Consider the following 16,229-nt stretch of genomic DNA (forward strand, 5'->3'; position numbering starts at 1 on the left):
CCTGACGACGACGCTGTATTCAGTAAGATTCCCCCCCTCATTCAAGCTTGCACCATTGCAATAAGCAAGGTTAATCACGAAGGCTTTTGTCAATAAAGATCAACAGGCAATTGTTCAACATCTTAAATCACCAACCCGTAAAATAATTAGAACACAAAACATTAAGCCGCATACTATAAAATATATTTTCATCATAAAAATCAATAAAATAAGATAGATAGATAGAGTATTATTCATGTATACACTTGATATATTCAGTGCGGAGTGTAATGATTACGCCATGATTGTTTAGACCACTAAGGATTATAAGTACAAAATGATTACGACAGCACCTTGGATTGTATGCCCGTCAATATTAGCCAAGGATGAAAACAAATGGGTATTTAGAACACCAAGTATTGGCGATGGTGATCAAGCGCATAAGCTTATCGCGTCATGCCCTCCTCTAGATGTGAACTCGTCTTACTGTAACTTTCTGCAATCTACTCACTTCAAACAAACCTGCATCATCGCAGAATGCAATGATGAAATAGCAGGTTTTATATCTAGCTACCTCAAGCCAGAAAATGATAATGAATTGTTCATTTGGCAAGTTGCCGTAGCCCCCAAGCACAGAGGGAAAGGGCTTGCATTTCATATGCTAAAAGAGCTTTTAATGCGCGACAACCTGGAGCACATTAAGGCGATTGAAACAACAATTACCAAAGACAATCAAGGCTCTTGGAACCTATTCAAGAAACTGGACGAGGAAAATAATAGCCATGGTTCAGTGACAACTTTTCTAGACGAGCACAAACACTTTAAAGGTAAACACGATACCGAATACTTGTATCACATCCCTCTTACCAAAAATCATTAATTCATTGAAAAAACGGTCCCAATATGGATATCTTCAAAAAACAAGAATCAAATGTGCAATCATATGCAAATAACTTCCCTGTTATTTTTTCATCTGCAAAAGGGTGTTGGCTACACACCAATAATGGTAAACGTTACCTCGACTTCCTTGCTGGCGCTGGTTCGTTGAACTACGGCCATAACAATGACGTACTAAAACAAGCACTACTTGATTACATCGATTGTGATGGTATTACCCACGGCCTAGATATGCACTCAAAAGCCAAAGCGGAATTTTTAACCGCACTTCGTAATCACATATTCTCCCCCCGAAATCTTGATTACAAAGTGCAGTTCACTGGTCCTACTGGCACAAATGCCGTAGAAGCAGCAATGAAGCTCGCACGAAAAGTAACTGGCCGCATTAATATCGTCACTTTCACCAACGGCTTTCACGGTTGTACCATCGGTGCACTGTCTGCAACAGGGAACCAGCACCACCGCGGCGGTGCTGGTATGCCTCTGATAGGCACTTCACGTCTTCCGTACGAAGGCTACGCTGGCGTTGATGGTCTGGCTTTATTCGAAACAATGCTGAACGATAACTCAAGTGGTTTAGACAAACCCGCAGCAGTATTACTTGAAACGGTACAAGGTGAAGGTGGGCTGAATGTTGCTTCCACTGAATGGCTGAAACGACTGAGCACCATTTGTAAGCAGCACAAAATCCTACTGATTGTCGACGATATTCAAGCTGGCTGTGGCCGCACGGGCACCTTTTTTAGTTTTGAACCTTCAGGTATCAAGCCAGACATCGTTACTTTGTCCAAATCAATCAGTGGCTATGGATTACCAATGGCGCTAGTTCTACTTAAGCCTGAGCTCGACATATGGCAACCAGGTGAACATAACGGTACTTTCCGTGGTAATAACCATGCCTTTGTTACCGCAACGAAAGCCATTACAACTTACTGGGCAAACGGTGAATTTGAACAGCATATCAACCAGCGTGCAAACCAAGTCAACACCGCAATTCAACGCACCCTACGCCGTTATCCGTCACTATTTATCCGCGGTAAAGGTCGAGGTCTGATGCAAGGTATCGAATGCAAGAACGGCTCCATTTCATCAGCTATCGCCAGAACATGTTTCGACAAAGGTATGGTAATTGAAACTGCAGGCCCAAATGACGAAATCGTTAAATTCTTCTGCCCACTCACTATTAGTGAGTCCGAGCTTGAGCAAGGATTGCATATTTTCGAACAGGCAGTAGATGTCATTGCCACAAAACTGATCAAGAAAGCTTCTTAAGGGCCTTAAACATGATTGTAAGAACTCTGGAAGAGTGTAAAAACAGCGAACGCCGTATAGTATCGGACAACTGGGAAAGTATCCGTATGCTATTAAAAGACGACAAGATGGGGTTTTCATTTCATATCACCACCATCTATGACAACACCGAAACACATATTCATTACCAGAACCACTTAGAGTCAGTTTACTGTATTTCCGGCGAAGGTGAGATCGAAGTGATCGGCGATAAAACCTACCCAATTAATCCAGGGACATTATATATCTTAGATAAGAATGATGAACATTACTTACGAGCCTATAAAGACAAAGAGATGGTAATGGCTTGTGTGTTTAACCCACCGATTACTGGTGCTGAGGTCCATAACGAACATGGCGTATATCCGTTAGTGGAATAACCCTCTTCCCAAGGGGCAATCAATGCCCCCTTTTCCCAGATGTAATAAAATGAGTAAAGGATTCCCTCATGAGTTATACCGTAGAGAAAATCGGCGGTACATCAATGTCAGCATTCGATGCTATCTTAGATAACATAATGCTACGCCCTAAATCTCCCTATAATCGCGTTTTTGTGGTATCTGCTTACGGCGGTATCACCGATGCGCTGCTAGAGTGCAAACGTTCTGGAAAACCCGGCATTTACCAGTATATTGCCAAGCGTGATGAAACATGGCTAAAAGCTGTTGCCGATTTAGAAATGCGTATGCTACTCGTCAACGAAAATATGTTTGCCGATCCCCTTAATCGTAGACGTGCCGATAAATTTATCAAATTAAGGATCACTGATGCAGTAAGCTGTATCACTAACATTATAGAAACTTGTCAGTACGGCCAATTCTCTTTACGTCATTATTTGCCTCAAATCAGAGAGTTCCTATCGTCGCTCGGTGAGGCACACAGTGCCTATAACACTGCCCTAAAATTAAAAACCCTTGGCATTAACGCCACGTTTGTTGATTTGTCCGGTTGGGATAACAAAAGCTATGGCAGCCTAGATGACGTCATCAAACGTGCTTTTGCCAATATTGATGTCACTAAAGAGCTGCCTATAGTCACAGGTTATGCCTACTGTGATGAAGGACTGATGAAAACCTATGATCGCGGCTACAGCGAAATTACCTTTAGTCGTATTGCTTGTTTAACGCACGCTACTCAGGCCATCATCCATAAGGAATATCACCTAAGCAGTGCCGACCCTCGCGTCGTCGGTCCAGAAAACGTATTTCCTATGGGACATACCAACTTTGATGTTGCCGATCAACTGGCCAATTTAGGAATGGAGGCGATCCACCCCAATGCAGCGTCTGGGCTACGCCAAAATAACATTGAATTACGTATCAAAAATACCTTTGAACCCGAACATCAGGGCACACTGATTTCACAAAATTACCTACCTGACGCTGAGAGAGTTGAGATCATTGCAGGTAAAAGTAAAGTCTTTGCCCTACACATTTTTGATCAAGCCATGGTTGGTAAGGTTGATAATGTAAGCTACGAAATGATGGAAATAATATCAGACGCCAGAGTGAAATTAATTGGTAAAGAGATGAACGCCAACTCTATTACCTACTACTTAAGTGGCGGTAAAGAAATCTTAAACAAACTGCTTTATAAAGCAGAAAAACGCTACCCAAATTCGACGATTACAGGCTGTATGGTCGCGCTAATTTCAATTATTGGAGCCTCTATCAATACCAATACTGCTTTAAGCAAAGGCATACTCGCCTTAACAGACAAGCAGATTTCACCAATAGCTGCCCACTCATCCATGCGTAATGTTAACGTACAGTTTGTTGTGGAAGACAAATATTACAAAGCGGCGATCTGTGCTCTTCACTCCGAGTTTATTAACCAACCTGAAAATACAACGCGCAAAATTGCTTAGCTTTTTTTAAGGCCCCCCTAACCGGCAATGCTACCCACAAAAGAAGTGCTGCTCACTACGGTAAAAAGGCGATCTGAAGTTTAGGATTATAAAGGCGAGAGTTTACCTCTCGCCTTTACCGACTTAAAGCAACTGAAATTCCAATATATTCTGTAATACAACTTTGAATCGCTTCCCAAACCAAAATGGCATCGTTGCAATACGTGAAAATGAATTCTTACACAAATAGCTTGAGATTCACGTATAAAATGCTGACAATGCGCAGCGTATATATTTCAACGCAGAACCACTACTTCTATAAATTAGTGCCTTGCTTAGAGCCCAATAAATTCTCGCTGAAACGAGTACCTTGAGGTAACTTGGGTATAAAATAGGGGCTTTATTAATTATTTCAAAATAATTGAAACAAATGCTGCTGTTTTATGGTCAGATGAACATTATGAAATATAATACGGCTTTTACAGTTATGCACTTCGAGATTGAATCTGCTCCTGTAATTTGCGTTATCGTTGATCAAAGATAAAAGGTTTGCTATCAGTATGTCTTTTGGGGTGAGGAATCACCGCATTGCAAAATGGTCACTGGTTATGGTTTGGCTAGTTATCGTTGTCTGTTTAGGACAACGGGCTGGTTTTATATCGTCGTGCCCAATGAGTGCTGATAACCGTTCATCTGAAACATCTATTATCAATGAAAAGACTGCCAGCTCAAAGTGGGGAGCAACAGCGAATACAAGTGATAGCAACATTGATGGAGCAACTGACAAGCAATGTGACATGACAGATCACCTGCTTCAAGTTCATCAACACTCCTTTGAACATGCCCTCATTTTTATATCACTATTGATCGTTGTACTCGCTTGGCTGAGTACGATGCAATACCGCATTCCCGTTTTAACTGAACCCATCCCCCCTACCCGACGGCTTCATTTAACCTTGTGTGTTTTCCGAGAATAAACCCTCAGGCATTTCTACATCTGGCAAAAGCCAACATGATTTGTTTTAGCGTTTATTGGAGATCCACCTTGAAAAAAATATTTAACTCTTACGTTTCACTGTTCATATTGATCAGCGCGTCGTTTCTCGCACTTTTCTCACTTACAGCCAATGCATCAGATGAAAGCACTGGTTGGTTAGTAAACCCGATGCACCCCCCGCTTGAAGTTCGCTTAATGCTTACTGGGCAAAAAGATCTTGAAGCCAAAACAGTAGAAGGCTTTTTAGAAGTCAAACTAGATACCGACTGGAAAACCTATTGGCGTTCTCCTGGTGAAGGAGGCATAGCACCAAAGGTTGATTGGGAACTATCCAATAACCTCGATACTGTAGATTGGCAATGGCCAATGCCAAAACGCTATGAATTTTTGGGTGTTGAAACGCTTGGTTATAAAGAACACGTTATCTTTCCGATGACTTTTCATATTGATGATATGAACAAGCCTGTTTTCCTTTCGGGTAAATTGACTATGTCATCATGTACAAGCATTTGTGTTCTGACAGATTACGAGTTGGTATTGGATTTCACGCCAGCTAATTTACCGTTATCAACCAACGCAATGCATGTCTTTAATCAAGGTATGAGCCAAGTTCCAAAGACATCACAAGCCGTGTCTCTAGACATGATTTCATGGAACCAAGCAAAGAAAGAACTTACTGTTGTAGCAACGAATACAGCAGGCTGGAACAAGCCAGATGTATTTATTGATGGCCAATCTCAGAATGTAAAAGACACATCGTTTTTAGCCCCAAAGATCGCCATAAACGATAATCAAATGATCGCAACAATGAGTGCATCAAGCTGGTTTGGTGATCCAGAGTTACTCAATGAAGAGATGGCTGTCACAATCAGTGATGAGAATATGGCCGTTGAAATTTCAGCAACAGCAACCAATCAAATTGTACCGATGGCTGCCAATACCAGCCTACTCAAAATTATTGGCATCGCCTTATTAGGTGGACTGATTCTTAACATCATGCCATGTGTATTGCCCGTTTTAGGCATGAAGCTGAGTAGTGTAATATCAGCTGAAGGGCTACAAAAACGCCAAATTCGTACACAATTTTTAGCATCAGCAGCAGGTATTTTAACGTCTTTTTGGTTAATTGCAGGCTTTCTTGTAATACTAAAAGTCTCAGGTCAAGCTTTAGGCTGGGGTATCCAATTTCAAAATCCGTACTTTATTGGTGCCATGATCCTCATTACGGGTTTGTTCGCTGCAAACATGTTGGGCCTATTTGAAATTCGCTTATCAAGTAATGCGAATACATGGTTAGCAACCCGCGGTGATAACTCACATACCGGACATTTCGTTCAAGGTATGTTTGCAACCTTACTCGCCACCCCATGTAGTGCGCCTTTCTTGGGCACTGCCGTTGCGTTTGCCCTAGGCGCTAATTACATCACCCTATTTGCTATCTTTACCGCTCTGGCAGTTGGCATGGCAGCCCCTTGGTTGCTGATTGCTTTGTTCCCACGGTTGGCTCAAATAATGCCAAAACCAGGTAAATGGATGGACAAAGTAAAAACCTTGTTTGGTTTGATGATGCTTGCCACCAGCATTTGGTTACTCTCGTTAATGACCAGTTTCTTAAGTACAGGCTTAGTTTGGTTAATCGGTCTTAGTTTAATCACACTGTTGTTATGGCGCTTAGGTAACGTAAAAGGGCGCAAGCCTGTTATCTTCACGCTCGCCTTCTTAATCTTTGGTTCTGCTGGCGGTATGATTCTAGGCAGTGTAACCGCAGATCATTGGGCAACGCCACTGCCTGCAGATCATGCTTGGGTACCGTTGCAAACAGATGAAATAGCACGTGCTGTTAGCCAAGGTAAAACCGTTTTTGTCGATGTAACTGCCGACTGGTGTATAACCTGCAAAGCCAACAAGATTGGTGTATTACTTCAAGAGCCAGTTTATTCAACGCTTGGCGAAGAGAACATGCTGTTAATGCGTGGTGATTGGACGAAGCCATCAGATTATGTAACAGGCTTCTTGCAGTCTTACGGTCGCTTTGGTGTGCCATTTAATATTGTTTATGGCCCAGGTGCACCACTAGGGATCCAATTACCTGTGATTTTAAATTCAGATGATGTATTAAATGCCATTCGTGTCGCGAGTGGTTCATCTAATACTGTGATTTCAGCTCAGGCGAATAATAGCTAAAGGTGAATACATGTCAGAATTGAACGGAAAAACATCACCTAAAATATCTCAGAAAAAAACTGAGAATAAAGACAAGAAAAAGAAAGCGAAAGGAATACGCCACTGGCTAAAAGAAGCTGTTATGTTTATTGCTATATTGACTATTTTCAGTACAGGACTAGACATTTGGCGCAGTGGAGACATGCCATCAAATGAAGTACCAGAACTGATAACTCAAACCATTAACGATGAAACTATCGATTTAAAAGCGATGAGTTACGAGAAGCCAGTATTGCTGTATTTCTGGGCTACGTGGTGCCCGGCATGTAAATTTGTTTCCCCCACCGTAAACTGGATGAGTGATCATTTTAATGTAGTATCCGTCGCCATAACATCGGGTGATAATCGGCGAATAAATGCATTTATGGATAACAGTGACTATACCTTTCCTGTTATCAACGATGATAAAGGAAACATAAGCCGATCTTGGGGAGTATCAGCAACGCCAAGTATCGTTATCATTAAAGACGGTGAAATATCATTCATCACAACAGGGGTGTCGACACCACCAGGATTGTGGTTACGGATGTTGTTTGCTTAGGTTTTATTGACGAAGAGCGATAGTTCTTAATATGGAAACACCCGGTAAACGTATAGTTGATCGGGTGTTTTTTATAGCGAATCAGATAACTAGTCATGAATAAGTATTAGGTAACTATATCCTCGACTATTCACTCCCAATCCCAGTGACGACCTTCATGCTCTTGAGACGGTATCATACGATAACCGCTAATATTTTGGTGCTGAACATTTTGCATCGCTTTATGAAACTGCTTACGATCTAAATGAATCAAATTTTCATGGTCACCTGATTCTAAATAAATCTCATCTTGCTCTAACAACATATCATCAATCAGCATACCCACTTGGTATGCTTGACCCAATGTAGGGACAGCACCTGGTTCGCAATCTTGGAAAACATTCGATAGCTCATGCTCACTAACAAGTAAATACTGCTTACCAGTCATGCGGTTAATCTTGTCGATCATTACTCGACGATTTGAAGGAACAACTGCCATCAAATATTCGTTATTCTGATCAATTAGCATAACCGCCTTTGCGACTTGTGTTGTAGGCACATGCGCTGAAACAGCAGAGCTAAAAGACGTATCAGTATGACGATGATGTGTAAGGCTAAAATCAATATTACGACTATTGAGAAATTGCCCGATAGAGATTGCCATGGCCATGATTACCTCCTCAGAATATATACTGGCGCTATTTACCTTGCTTAATTGATGCCAAGATAATTAGTGATGCTCAGTGTTCTGGTCACAGGAAAAGTATGGAGGCTGAGCCGCTTTTTCGCGAGTTAATTATCCAATATTAAGATTTGGTTTTATCAGAATCACGTTCTATATAAGTTAGTTAATACGCCGTATTTGCCAAAACTTACGGCTCCAGTACGGATTATCTAATCGAGAGATCATAACCCCTCGCGATGTAGATGCATGTAAAAACTCAGAGTCCCCCAAATAGATACCTACATGCCGTGTTGTATATCCGGTCTTAAAAAAGACTAGGTCACCTTCTTTTGCATTCGCGACAGCAACATAGTGACCCAGTTTTACCTGCTCTGAGGTTGTACGAGGTAACATCTTTTCATACACAGAAGAATACCCGACCTGTACAAATGCAGAACAATCAATCCCACGTTTACTATTGCCACCTAGCCTATATGGTGTGCCTTTCCAAACATCATAAACATTCGTAAAATCAATGTCATTGGCATCAACTTTAGCCGTGTGTTTTGCCATAACAGAATCGAGTTCAGATGTTGATATATCAGCTTTTGTTGTTTCAGACGAAGAACACCCCACGATCATGTTCAGCATCATGCCTATAAATATTGTGTAATAGCGACTCTTCACGATTTATCCCAAACCTTTAAAGTAAAATCTCGTCGTGCATAATTATTATTTTAAGCATCTCTTTTATGAGTGGTATTATGGAGTAAATTGACCATTAGTACTATCAATAACACTCTATTCATCAAGATGGTAGGCATGTATGACGACTGTCACTTTACGCCCATATAACCTCACGGATACAGAAAGATTAGCCCATATATATACACAAGCAGCATTGATTTTGGGTAAAACACAGTACACCAAACATCAAGTACAGATGTGGGCAGATTACCCTATTCAGTATTTTGATGAATTTAAAGCCATGCTCGCAAATGGACATACCTATGTAGCAATATCTAGTTGCGGTGAGATCCTCGGATTCGGTCAGCTTTGCCCAACAGACTACGTCACTTTACTGTATGTGTTACCGGAATATTCACGTGCAGGAGTTGGAACAACGATCTATAAACAACTAGAAGATATCGCACAAGATAATCAACAAAAATGTTTAAGCGTCACTGCGAGTAAAATATCTAAAGGGTTATTCGAGAAACTGGGGTTTGAAGTCATAGATACTGAAATATCACTAAGAAATGGCATTGAATTTGAACGCTACAACATGGTTAAAATATTCATATAGGTTCTACTGAAATTCAGCACGAAAAAACCTATCAGCTTTACTTTTGCAGACAGCCTCGGCGATACTCTAGCCATCGCTAAAGTTGCGATGATTAATTAAGCCATTCATCTGGTCATTAAGGTCATTTTTAGGGTGAGTTAACCTGTACCCTAGAGTAGAAACACTAACTCGCTCATATACCACTCAAAAAAAACTGATTTATTATGCGAGCCACCTCATCGCTAGCTATCTAATCGAATACCATTCATAATGTCGTATGTTTTTGAAACGATAGTTTGCTATTAATCAATATCTGAAATAAATAATTAATAACTGCCGTTTTTCTACACCAATTTTGAATTTAGTTTTGATTTGTTGTATTTTTGTGAAATTGAGTCAATCGCTTTTTAGACCTATTCTGTAAAGTAGAACGTTTGAGTGACATTTATCATTCACGACATATCGAAGCAACTGTTTGATACAAAGGAGTTTTTGTGCTTTCTTTCATCCGCCTATTTACTGCGGCAATCTTTATTATTTTCATGACACTTTTTGCTTTGGTTTATTGCATATTTAGCCCACGCAATCCAAAGCATGTGTATTTCTTTTGCCGTTGGTTTAATCTATTACAGAAAATTGTTGGAGTACGTGTTGAAACACGTGGCTTAAAAAACGCTGAGAATGTAGGCAACAGTGTTTACATTTCTAACCACCAAAGTATATTCGATTTTGTGACTGATCCTGGCATGTTAAGACCACGAACAGTATCAATTGGGAAAAAAAGCCTATTGTGGGTTCCTTTCTTTGGTCAGCTATATTGGATCACAGGTAATATTCTGCTCGATCGTGAAAACAAATCGAAAGCACGAAATACTATACAACAAGTCGCTGAAGCTATTCGTAACCGTAACCTATCGGTGTGGATGTACCCTGAAGGCACACGTAGCAAAGGTAGAGGCTTACTGCCTTTTAAAACAGGGGCATTTCGCATGGCGATTGAAGCTGGCGTGCCAATTGTGCCAATGTGTACCAGTACAACACATAACAAAATAGACTTAAATCGTCGTGACAACGGCATTGCAATTACAGAAATGTTAGCGCCTATTGATGTCACACAGTTTAAAAATGCACGAGAGTTAGCAGACCACTGTCACGCACTTATGGCTGAGAAAATTGCAGAATTAGATGTTGAAGTCGAACGATTTGCAATGAGTAAAGTAGAAGTACCTGCAAAAACAAATTAATTTAACGCTTCATACACATATATAAAAAAGAGCACCTTCGAGGTGCTCTTTTTGTTTCTAGCACTGTCCCGTCCTGAGATAACTAAGCACTTTGAGTTATTTTATCAAACGCCGCGAGCAAAGGAGAGCTTTTCAAAATACGACCATGCCCTAGCCCTTCTGTCGAAAACAACTGTACATGCTGCATTTCACTGGCTTTTTGTGACTGTGCAAAAGAAGCAAACTTATCTGCTTTGTCATGCACAATAATTGCTGATGATTGGCGACTTTCCAGACGAACAAAAGGGTTAATAGAATCAAATGGGCATTGATATTCAACAGCAATATCATCAATCAGCTCATTGAATAACTTACTTGAATACCCAGAACGCTCAACCATAGTGACTAAATTTTCCGCGTAATTCAGCACTGGCGCTACAAGTAAAACAGGTTTACCTTCTAAGGCGCTATGTCGGCTTTCTAAAATCATCGCGCCCCCCATGCTGTGTGCAACCACACCCGCAATAGGTTCTTCTAACGCATCCAGTACGCCATCAAATGCTTTTATAAAGCCCGGTAAATGGCCATAGATACCTTCACTTTGACCATGAGCAGGATTATCGAAAGCAATGGCCGTATAGCCAGATGCTGCAATGTGTTCCATTAAAGGAAAGAACTGACTCGCCGAACCAGACCAGCCATGTCCAAGCACCCATATAGGGCCAGAACCTAGCTGATAAGTCATCATTTTACCTTCAGATGTTTCTACCAGTTTCTTAAGTAGCTTCTCAGGTAAAGAGCTTGGTTGACGGCTACGAACTGGCGTCAGCAAAATCTTTCTAGCTGTTTTTTTAGCGTGTTTTGGGGCAAGCACATGATGCAAACGCGTTGTCATGTTTACCATGTTTTTACGTACATTAAAGCGCTTACTTTGACTAAAATAAATTTTGCTGCTCATCATTTTCTCCACAATAGAACGAACGTGCTTTTTTATTATAAATAATGAAATAAAGACGACAGAAATACCGAGTTTACTTAGCTCGCCATTCTGCTAATAAGTCTTCAATTCCTAACCAAAATCTGTCTCGCTCAGGGGTTTCTAACGCTAACGATAGAAACAGATGGCTGCTTAAGTAAATACCGTATAGACGGTATACCGATTGCCACGCATCCAGATCAGCTTTTAGCTCACCACTTTGCTTCCCTTTTTCTATTTGATGGCAAAGATAATCTAACCAACGTCGCGTAATCTTGTCTAAGGTCGTTTGAATAATCTCATTGCCTTGTCTACCCTCTTTACGCGCATCGAGAAACATGCAACTACCTTGAAATGATTGATTCCAACTTAGCCAATTTGTTAGCAGTAATCGTAGTTTCTTTTCAACATTATCTGGTTCAGCCAACCTTGCAGGTTGAATAACATGCAACGAGAAATAATCACCCGCATATTCCAGTACGGCAACCTGCAAATTTTCTTTTGAATTGAAATGTGCGAATAACCCACTTTTTGACATACCAGACGCTTTCGCCAATAGCCCTATCGTCAAACTGTCTAAGCCATCCTTACTTGCTAATTCAAAAGCTGTACTCAGTATATGTTCGCGTGTAATTCGACCTTTACTCATCAATTCTCAATTTTATCGTCACATGTTAACCTTATGTGAATTTAGCACGAACGTTCTTTTTTGCAACCCTTAATTTATAAGCATGAGTCATTGCCAATCGCATTCTGATATAAAATAAATAATAACAGCAAAATTCGTTACTATCTTCTTCAGACCTATATCTTGAGGTTACTTGAGTATATAAGCAAAATGCCAGTCATAAACTGGCATTTTTATATGTTCTAGTTCGTCGTAACGATTAGCCACGCTTTTGTTGTAGGTAAGTACGACCTACAACTTGGTATGTATCTTTATGCTTAATTTCAAACATAATATAGAAGAACCATGCAACAAATTTTAGCATTTCATCGCCATCATTCATTACCCATTCAACATACTCTTCTTCTTCACCTTCATCATTTTCTTGGGTGAAAACGTGATAAATACGCTTTTCATTATCAATTTCAGCTAACTGGAATTGACCCGTCAATGATACAGCGGCATCAACGACTTCCTGCTCTTCACTGGCTTTAAGTGTTTCAAGTACTTCAGGTAGCGTTTCTTTTTGGCATAGATCTTTTACTAGTGTTTCAAATTCTTCTTGTTGCATGATTCTTCAACTCGATAGTCTAATGCCAATATTGTATCAGTAAGTCTTCTAAAATTTCACCCTGATTATAGGGTGTTTCACCCTGATTATAGGGTGTTTCACCCTGATTATAGGGTGTTTCACCCACAGTTTACCTTCCCCGAAAAGAATAAGGTAAAATGCATGCTTATTAAGCTAGATGATTCGTTATGGCTAACGATCAGTAAAACGAAATAAGTTATCGATTGATATTGGGCAATTCGCTATTTGGTGAACCTTATCTTCAGCTTGTTCTAATGAATCGTAACTACATGAGATACCATAGATATCAGTAAGAGGATTATCATTACCTAATTTATCTACAAAATTTATGCTCCATCCTGCGCTCAAAAAATCATGTATAACATGTGCTTCAACTAAGGTTTCATCGGCAAACAAACGCTTACATTCTGAAAGAACCATAATCCATTCCTCACTTGCTGATTCACTATAAATATAGTCAATATTCACCAATTGATAAAACTATCAGCATAGTTGTAGGATAATGTATTAGGGTAACGTTACGTAAACAATATAAGTGAACAGGATATAGCGATGAATAGGAGGTGTTAGAAAGGAAGAAGGATAGAAAAAGTAGAATAACGCATTAAAAAAGAAGCGCAAAGTCGCACCAACCGGCACGACTTTGAAGTATCAATTAAAGATACAGTTTTGCAACGTTTGTTGCTTCTGTCTCTGTGCCTTCTAGGCTAGAGTTCCAGTTCAAGCCAACAAGTACTTCATCTTCAGATAAAGTGATCATCCAATCTTCTAGGAAAACATCAAGTGGAATTTGAGTTGGAGTGAATTCAGCCCACTCTTCTTCACACTGTACTTTAGCATCAGCTTCAGTAGACCAGAATGGCATAACTTCTGACTCTTCAAATTCTGAAGACTCAACAGATAACCAATCACCATCTACGTTACAAAGACCCCAAACAATACGGGTTTCTTGCGTTTCAGTAACAAATAGATCTCTGTTCGCTTGAATATCTGCAGTTAACTTTGTCATTCTTTTCTCTCTTTAAAAGTGCCTTTTCGGCTTGATGTGGCTATAAATCATTATTGCAGCCACATAGTGCGATTATTTTATCAAAAAAAATACCATTCGCACGATTAAATCTTCATGAATAATGTAGATAAGCCACATATAAGTAAACCAGCACCTTTTTAATCATTATTCTAGCACTAACCTAGGCACGATAAGCCTTATCGAATATTTATCACTCGAATTCCAAGCTTTGAACAAAAGTATCAAACAGTTTTTTTTATACTTATACCCAAGCGACATCAAGATGCAGGATCCAGAGTAACTTCAGCGAGCATCTTGATGTTAGCTGGAAATATCCGTTCTCGTTCACTATTGATAATAAGGACATCTTGGAATGGCCATTTCAGATTGGCGACGCTATATCAGTACACAAGTACTGCTACCACCCCGGCCACACCTCGTCGATGCACACCTATTTCTAGGTGATAACGGTCGTAACAAGGTCGCTGTTGATATTGCTTGTGGTACAGGACGAGACACACTATACCTGCTTGAGAAGGGGTATCAGGTGTATGCCTTTGATAAAGATATCGACAGTTTAGAACACCTTTCTACTCACCCTTTGGCATGCTCTAACTCAAGTTTAGATTTGCAGTTAAGTTTGTTTGAGGAATACGCCTTCCCCAGAGCAAATATGATTAATGCCAGTGCCTGTCTATTTTTCTGCAAACCCAATGAGTTTTCAATACTCTGGCGCAACATTGATGCTGCATTAGACGTTAATGGTATTTTTTGTGGCCACTTCCTTGGAACAAATAACGATGATGTTAATACTCACACTGATCAGCCAATATTAACTCACAGCCATGAAGATATCGAAACGCTACTTAAGAAATATTACATTATCTCTTGGAAAGTAAAAAAAGAGTATTCAGCACAACTCACTGGTAAAAAACAACGCTGGCTGGTCAATACCCTCATCGCAATGAAGAAATAAAACATTGATTTTTAATCAAAATACCACCCCCTCATTAATACGCATACAAACTCACATAAAAAGCTTTTCGCTTTCATCATAAAGTGACAGAATAGCGGAAAATTCAGGATATCCCCTATCCCTTACTACTTCTTTTATCGTTAGGTTTCGCTATGCAATCACATCGTGCTGGAAATGTCTTAGCCGCTTTTTCATTTGTGCTCTGGGGCATTTTGCCTCTTTATTATCATTTCTTACCACAAGCTAACACCAATGAACTTTTAGCGTTGAGAATCATATTTTCGGTACCTGTTATGCTTCTTATCATCATGATTTTACGACAACCATTGCCGTCGTATAGTGCAATTATCAATGATAAACGCTCTTTGGTGTTCACCGTTCTAGCCAGTTTAATCATGTGCATATCATGGTATGCCTTTACGTGGGCGTTAACTCACGGGCAAGTGCTTGCCGCTAGTCTTGGCTTTTTTATAAATCCGTTATTTGCTATTGCATTTGGTGTGTTTTTTTTAAAAGAACGTTTATCGAGTGCTCAGATTGCAGCCGTTGTTTTGGGTATTGCAGGAATCAGCTATCAAGTATGGAGCTACGGTGAGCTACCCTGGATTGCATTGATCATGGGCAGCTTTTTTGCTCTATATGGGTTAAGTAAAAAATTCATTAAATATAACGCATTAACTTCTGTCACCATTGAATCAGTGATTCTGGCACCTTTTGCTATCGCCTTTATGTTATGGCAATACTTGCAAGGAACCAGTGTTGCATTATCATCAGATATACAAACACTACTGCTATATATTGGCTCTGCACCTGTGACATTAGCGCCACTGATTTTTTTTGCACTTGCTATCAACCGTACCAGTTTAACCATGGTCGGTTTAATGCAATATATTGAGCCTAGCCTGCAGTTTTTACTCGCAGTCTTCCTATTCGGTGAAATATTTGATGAAGTGAAACTGATAAGTTTTGGCTTTATCTGGCTCGGACTATTGTTATGTACACTTGAAGCGCTAACCCGTGGGTTTAAAAATAAGCATCGATTACGTGCGCAGTGATTATCCCTTGAGGTGACTTGGGGATATGTA

At 40.1% G+C, this 16,229-nt stretch carries 18 protein-coding genes; 11 read left to right on the top strand and 7 right to left on the bottom strand.

Annotated features, from left to right (window positions below; translation table 11 throughout):
- Positions 1 to 316 precede the first annotated feature (316 nt).
- From ectA to C9J48_RS05730, 7 genes are all read left to right on the top strand, one after another.
- Positions 317 to 859 (top strand): diaminobutyrate acetyltransferase, encoded by a 543-nt coding sequence (gene ectA / locus C9J48_RS05700; protein WP_006229204.1) that lies wholly within the window; start codon positions 317 to 319, stop codon positions 857 to 859.
- Between the two features lie 23 nt (positions 860 to 882).
- Complete coding sequence (ectB, locus tag C9J48_RS05705) at positions 883 to 2,148, top strand: diaminobutyrate--2-oxoglutarate transaminase (RefSeq protein ID WP_006229203.1); 1,266 nt, start codon at positions 883 to 885, stop codon at positions 2,146 to 2,148.
- An 11-nt stretch (positions 2,149 to 2,159) separates the two neighbouring features.
- Positions 2,160 to 2,546, top strand: a complete 387-nt coding sequence (locus C9J48_RS05710; protein ID WP_006229202.1) for an ectoine synthase — start codon at positions 2,160 to 2,162, stop codon at positions 2,544 to 2,546.
- A 68-nt stretch (positions 2,547 to 2,614) separates the two neighbouring features.
- Positions 2,615 to 4,033: an aspartate kinase gene (locus C9J48_RS05715; protein WP_006229201.1), complete on the top strand. Its 1,419-nt coding sequence runs from the start codon at positions 2,615 to 2,617 to the stop codon at positions 4,031 to 4,033.
- Between the two features lie 587 nt (positions 4,034 to 4,620).
- Positions 4,621 to 4,989 carry a hypothetical protein gene (locus C9J48_RS05720; protein ID WP_036802933.1) on the top strand — a complete coding sequence of 123 codons (369 nt, stop codon included), beginning with the start codon at positions 4,621 to 4,623 and terminating at the stop codon, positions 4,987 to 4,989.
- Between the two features lie 68 nt (positions 4,990 to 5,057).
- A complete protein-coding gene (locus tag C9J48_RS05725; protein WP_006229199.1) occupies positions 5,058 to 7,193 on the top strand; it encodes a protein-disulfide reductase DsbD family protein in 2,136 nt (711 codons plus the stop codon).
- Positions 7,194 to 7,203: 10 nt separating this feature from the next.
- The gene (locus C9J48_RS05730) at positions 7,204 to 7,773 is read left to right on the top strand and encodes a protein disulfide oxidoreductase (protein WP_006229198.1); all 570 of its coding nucleotides are present in this window, start codon (positions 7,204 to 7,206) and stop codon (positions 7,771 to 7,773) included.
- A 130-nt stretch (positions 7,774 to 7,903) separates the two neighbouring features.
- Here C9J48_RS05730 and C9J48_RS05735 read toward each other — a convergent pair whose 3' ends face one another.
- Complete coding sequence (locus tag C9J48_RS05735) at positions 7,904 to 8,422, bottom strand: aminoacyl-tRNA deacylase (RefSeq protein WP_006229197.1); 519 nt, start codon at positions 8,420 to 8,422, stop codon at positions 7,904 to 7,906.
- A gap of 174 nt (positions 8,423 to 8,596) precedes the next feature.
- Positions 8,597 to 9,070, bottom strand: a complete 474-nt coding sequence (locus C9J48_RS05740; protein WP_006229196.1) for an NlpC/P60 family protein — start codon at positions 9,068 to 9,070, stop codon at positions 8,597 to 8,599.
- A 172-nt stretch (positions 9,071 to 9,242) separates the two neighbouring features.
- Between C9J48_RS05740 and C9J48_RS05745 the strand changes: the two genes are divergently transcribed.
- Together C9J48_RS05745 and C9J48_RS05750 are read left to right on the top strand one after the other, a co-directional pair.
- Positions 9,243 to 9,722 (top strand): GNAT family N-acetyltransferase, encoded by a 480-nt coding sequence (locus C9J48_RS05745; protein ID WP_006229195.1) that lies wholly within the window; start codon positions 9,243 to 9,245, stop codon positions 9,720 to 9,722.
- A gap of 521 nt (positions 9,723 to 10,243) precedes the next feature.
- Positions 10,244 to 10,945: a 1-acylglycerol-3-phosphate O-acyltransferase gene (locus C9J48_RS05750; RefSeq protein WP_373456038.1), complete on the top strand. Its 702-nt coding sequence runs from the start codon at positions 10,244 to 10,246 to the stop codon at positions 10,943 to 10,945.
- An 82-nt stretch (positions 10,946 to 11,027) separates the two neighbouring features.
- Here C9J48_RS05750 and C9J48_RS05755 read toward each other — a convergent pair whose 3' ends face one another.
- The 5 genes from C9J48_RS05755 to C9J48_RS05775 form a co-directional block, all read right to left on the bottom strand.
- Positions 11,028 to 11,882, bottom strand: coding sequence for an alpha/beta hydrolase (locus C9J48_RS05755; protein ID WP_006229193.1), 855 nt, complete (start codon positions 11,880 to 11,882; stop codon positions 11,028 to 11,030).
- A gap of 73 nt (positions 11,883 to 11,955) precedes the next feature.
- The gene (locus tag C9J48_RS05760; RefSeq protein WP_006229192.1) at positions 11,956 to 12,549 is read right to left on the bottom strand and encodes a TetR/AcrR family transcriptional regulator; all 594 of its coding nucleotides are present in this window, start codon (positions 12,547 to 12,549) and stop codon (positions 11,956 to 11,958) included.
- Between the two features lie 238 nt (positions 12,550 to 12,787).
- Positions 12,788 to 13,138 (bottom strand): hypothetical protein, encoded by a 351-nt coding sequence (locus C9J48_RS05765; protein WP_006229191.1) that lies wholly within the window; start codon positions 13,136 to 13,138, stop codon positions 12,788 to 12,790.
- 192 nt (positions 13,139 to 13,330) lie between these two features.
- Complete coding sequence (locus C9J48_RS05770; RefSeq protein WP_006229190.1) at positions 13,331 to 13,579, bottom strand: hypothetical protein; 249 nt, start codon at positions 13,577 to 13,579, stop codon at positions 13,331 to 13,333.
- Between the two features lie 235 nt (positions 13,580 to 13,814).
- Complete coding sequence (locus tag C9J48_RS05775) at positions 13,815 to 14,168, bottom strand: DUF2750 domain-containing protein (protein WP_006229189.1); 354 nt, start codon at positions 14,166 to 14,168, stop codon at positions 13,815 to 13,817.
- A gap of 373 nt (positions 14,169 to 14,541) precedes the next feature.
- Here C9J48_RS05775 and C9J48_RS05780 point away from each other — a divergent pair, with 373 nt between their 5' ends.
- Both C9J48_RS05780 and rarD read left to right on the top strand, forming a co-directional pair.
- The gene (locus C9J48_RS05780; RefSeq protein ID WP_006229188.1) at positions 14,542 to 15,144 is read left to right on the top strand and encodes a class I SAM-dependent methyltransferase; all 603 of its coding nucleotides are present in this window, start codon (positions 14,542 to 14,544) and stop codon (positions 15,142 to 15,144) included.
- A gap of 152 nt (positions 15,145 to 15,296) precedes the next feature.
- Positions 15,297 to 16,199, top strand: a complete 903-nt coding sequence (gene rarD, locus C9J48_RS05785) for an EamA family transporter RarD (RefSeq protein ID WP_006229187.1) — start codon at positions 15,297 to 15,299, stop codon at positions 16,197 to 16,199.
- Positions 16,200 to 16,229: the final 30 nt, after the last annotated feature.

Source organism: Photobacterium profundum, from assembly GCF_003026285.1.
Classification (GTDB): domain Bacteria; phylum Pseudomonadota; class Gammaproteobacteria; order Enterobacterales; family Vibrionaceae; genus Photobacterium; species Photobacterium profundum.

Bases quoted from the DNA above. Each gene is read 5' to 3' on its own strand.
- C9J48_RS05745 (WP_006229195.1), top strand. From the start codon at position 9,243: ATGACGACTGTCACTTTACGCCCATATAACCTCACGGATACAGAAAGA.
- C9J48_RS05780 (WP_006229188.1), top strand. From the start codon at position 14,542: ATGGCCATTTCAGATTGGCGACGCTATATCAGTACACAAGTACTGCTA.
- C9J48_RS05765 (WP_006229191.1), bottom strand. From the start codon at position 13,138: ATGCAACAAGAAGAATTTGAAACACTAGTAAAAGATCTATGCCAAAAA.
- ectA (WP_006229204.1), top strand. From the start codon at position 317: ATGATTACGACAGCACCTTGGATTGTATGCCCGTCAATATTAGCCAAG.
- C9J48_RS05720 (WP_036802933.1), top strand. From the start codon at position 4,621: ATGGTTTGGCTAGTTATCGTTGTCTGTTTAGGACAACGGGCTGGTTTT.
- C9J48_RS05740 (WP_006229196.1), bottom strand. From the start codon at position 9,070: ATGATGCTGAACATGATCGTGGGGTGTTCTTCGTCTGAAACAACAAAA.
- C9J48_RS05755 (WP_006229193.1), bottom strand. From the start codon at position 11,882: ATGAGCAGCAAAATTTATTTTAGTCAAAGTAAGCGCTTTAATGTACGT.
- C9J48_RS05760 (WP_006229192.1), bottom strand. From the start codon at position 12,549: ATGAGTAAAGGTCGAATTACACGCGAACATATACTGAGTACAGCTTTT.
- C9J48_RS05715 (WP_006229201.1), top strand. From the start codon at position 2,615: ATGAGTTATACCGTAGAGAAAATCGGCGGTACATCAATGTCAGCATTC.
- C9J48_RS05735 (WP_006229197.1), bottom strand. From the start codon at position 8,422: ATGGCCATGGCAATCTCTATCGGGCAATTTCTCAATAGTCGTAATATT.
- C9J48_RS05770 (WP_006229190.1), bottom strand. From the start codon at position 13,579: ATGGTTCTTTCAGAATGTAAGCGTTTGTTTGCCGATGAAACCTTAGTT.
- rarD (WP_006229187.1), top strand. From the start codon at position 15,297: ATGCAATCACATCGTGCTGGAAATGTCTTAGCCGCTTTTTCATTTGTG.
- C9J48_RS05710 (WP_006229202.1), top strand. From the start codon at position 2,160: ATGATTGTAAGAACTCTGGAAGAGTGTAAAAACAGCGAACGCCGTATA.
- C9J48_RS05775 (WP_006229189.1), bottom strand. From the start codon at position 14,168: ATGACAAAGTTAACTGCAGATATTCAAGCGAACAGAGATCTATTTGTT.
- C9J48_RS05730 (WP_006229198.1), top strand. From the start codon at position 7,204: ATGTCAGAATTGAACGGAAAAACATCACCTAAAATATCTCAGAAAAAA.
- ectB (WP_006229203.1), top strand. From the start codon at position 883: ATGGATATCTTCAAAAAACAAGAATCAAATGTGCAATCATATGCAAAT.
- C9J48_RS05750 (WP_373456038.1), top strand. From the start codon at position 10,244: ATGACACTTTTTGCTTTGGTTTATTGCATATTTAGCCCACGCAATCCA.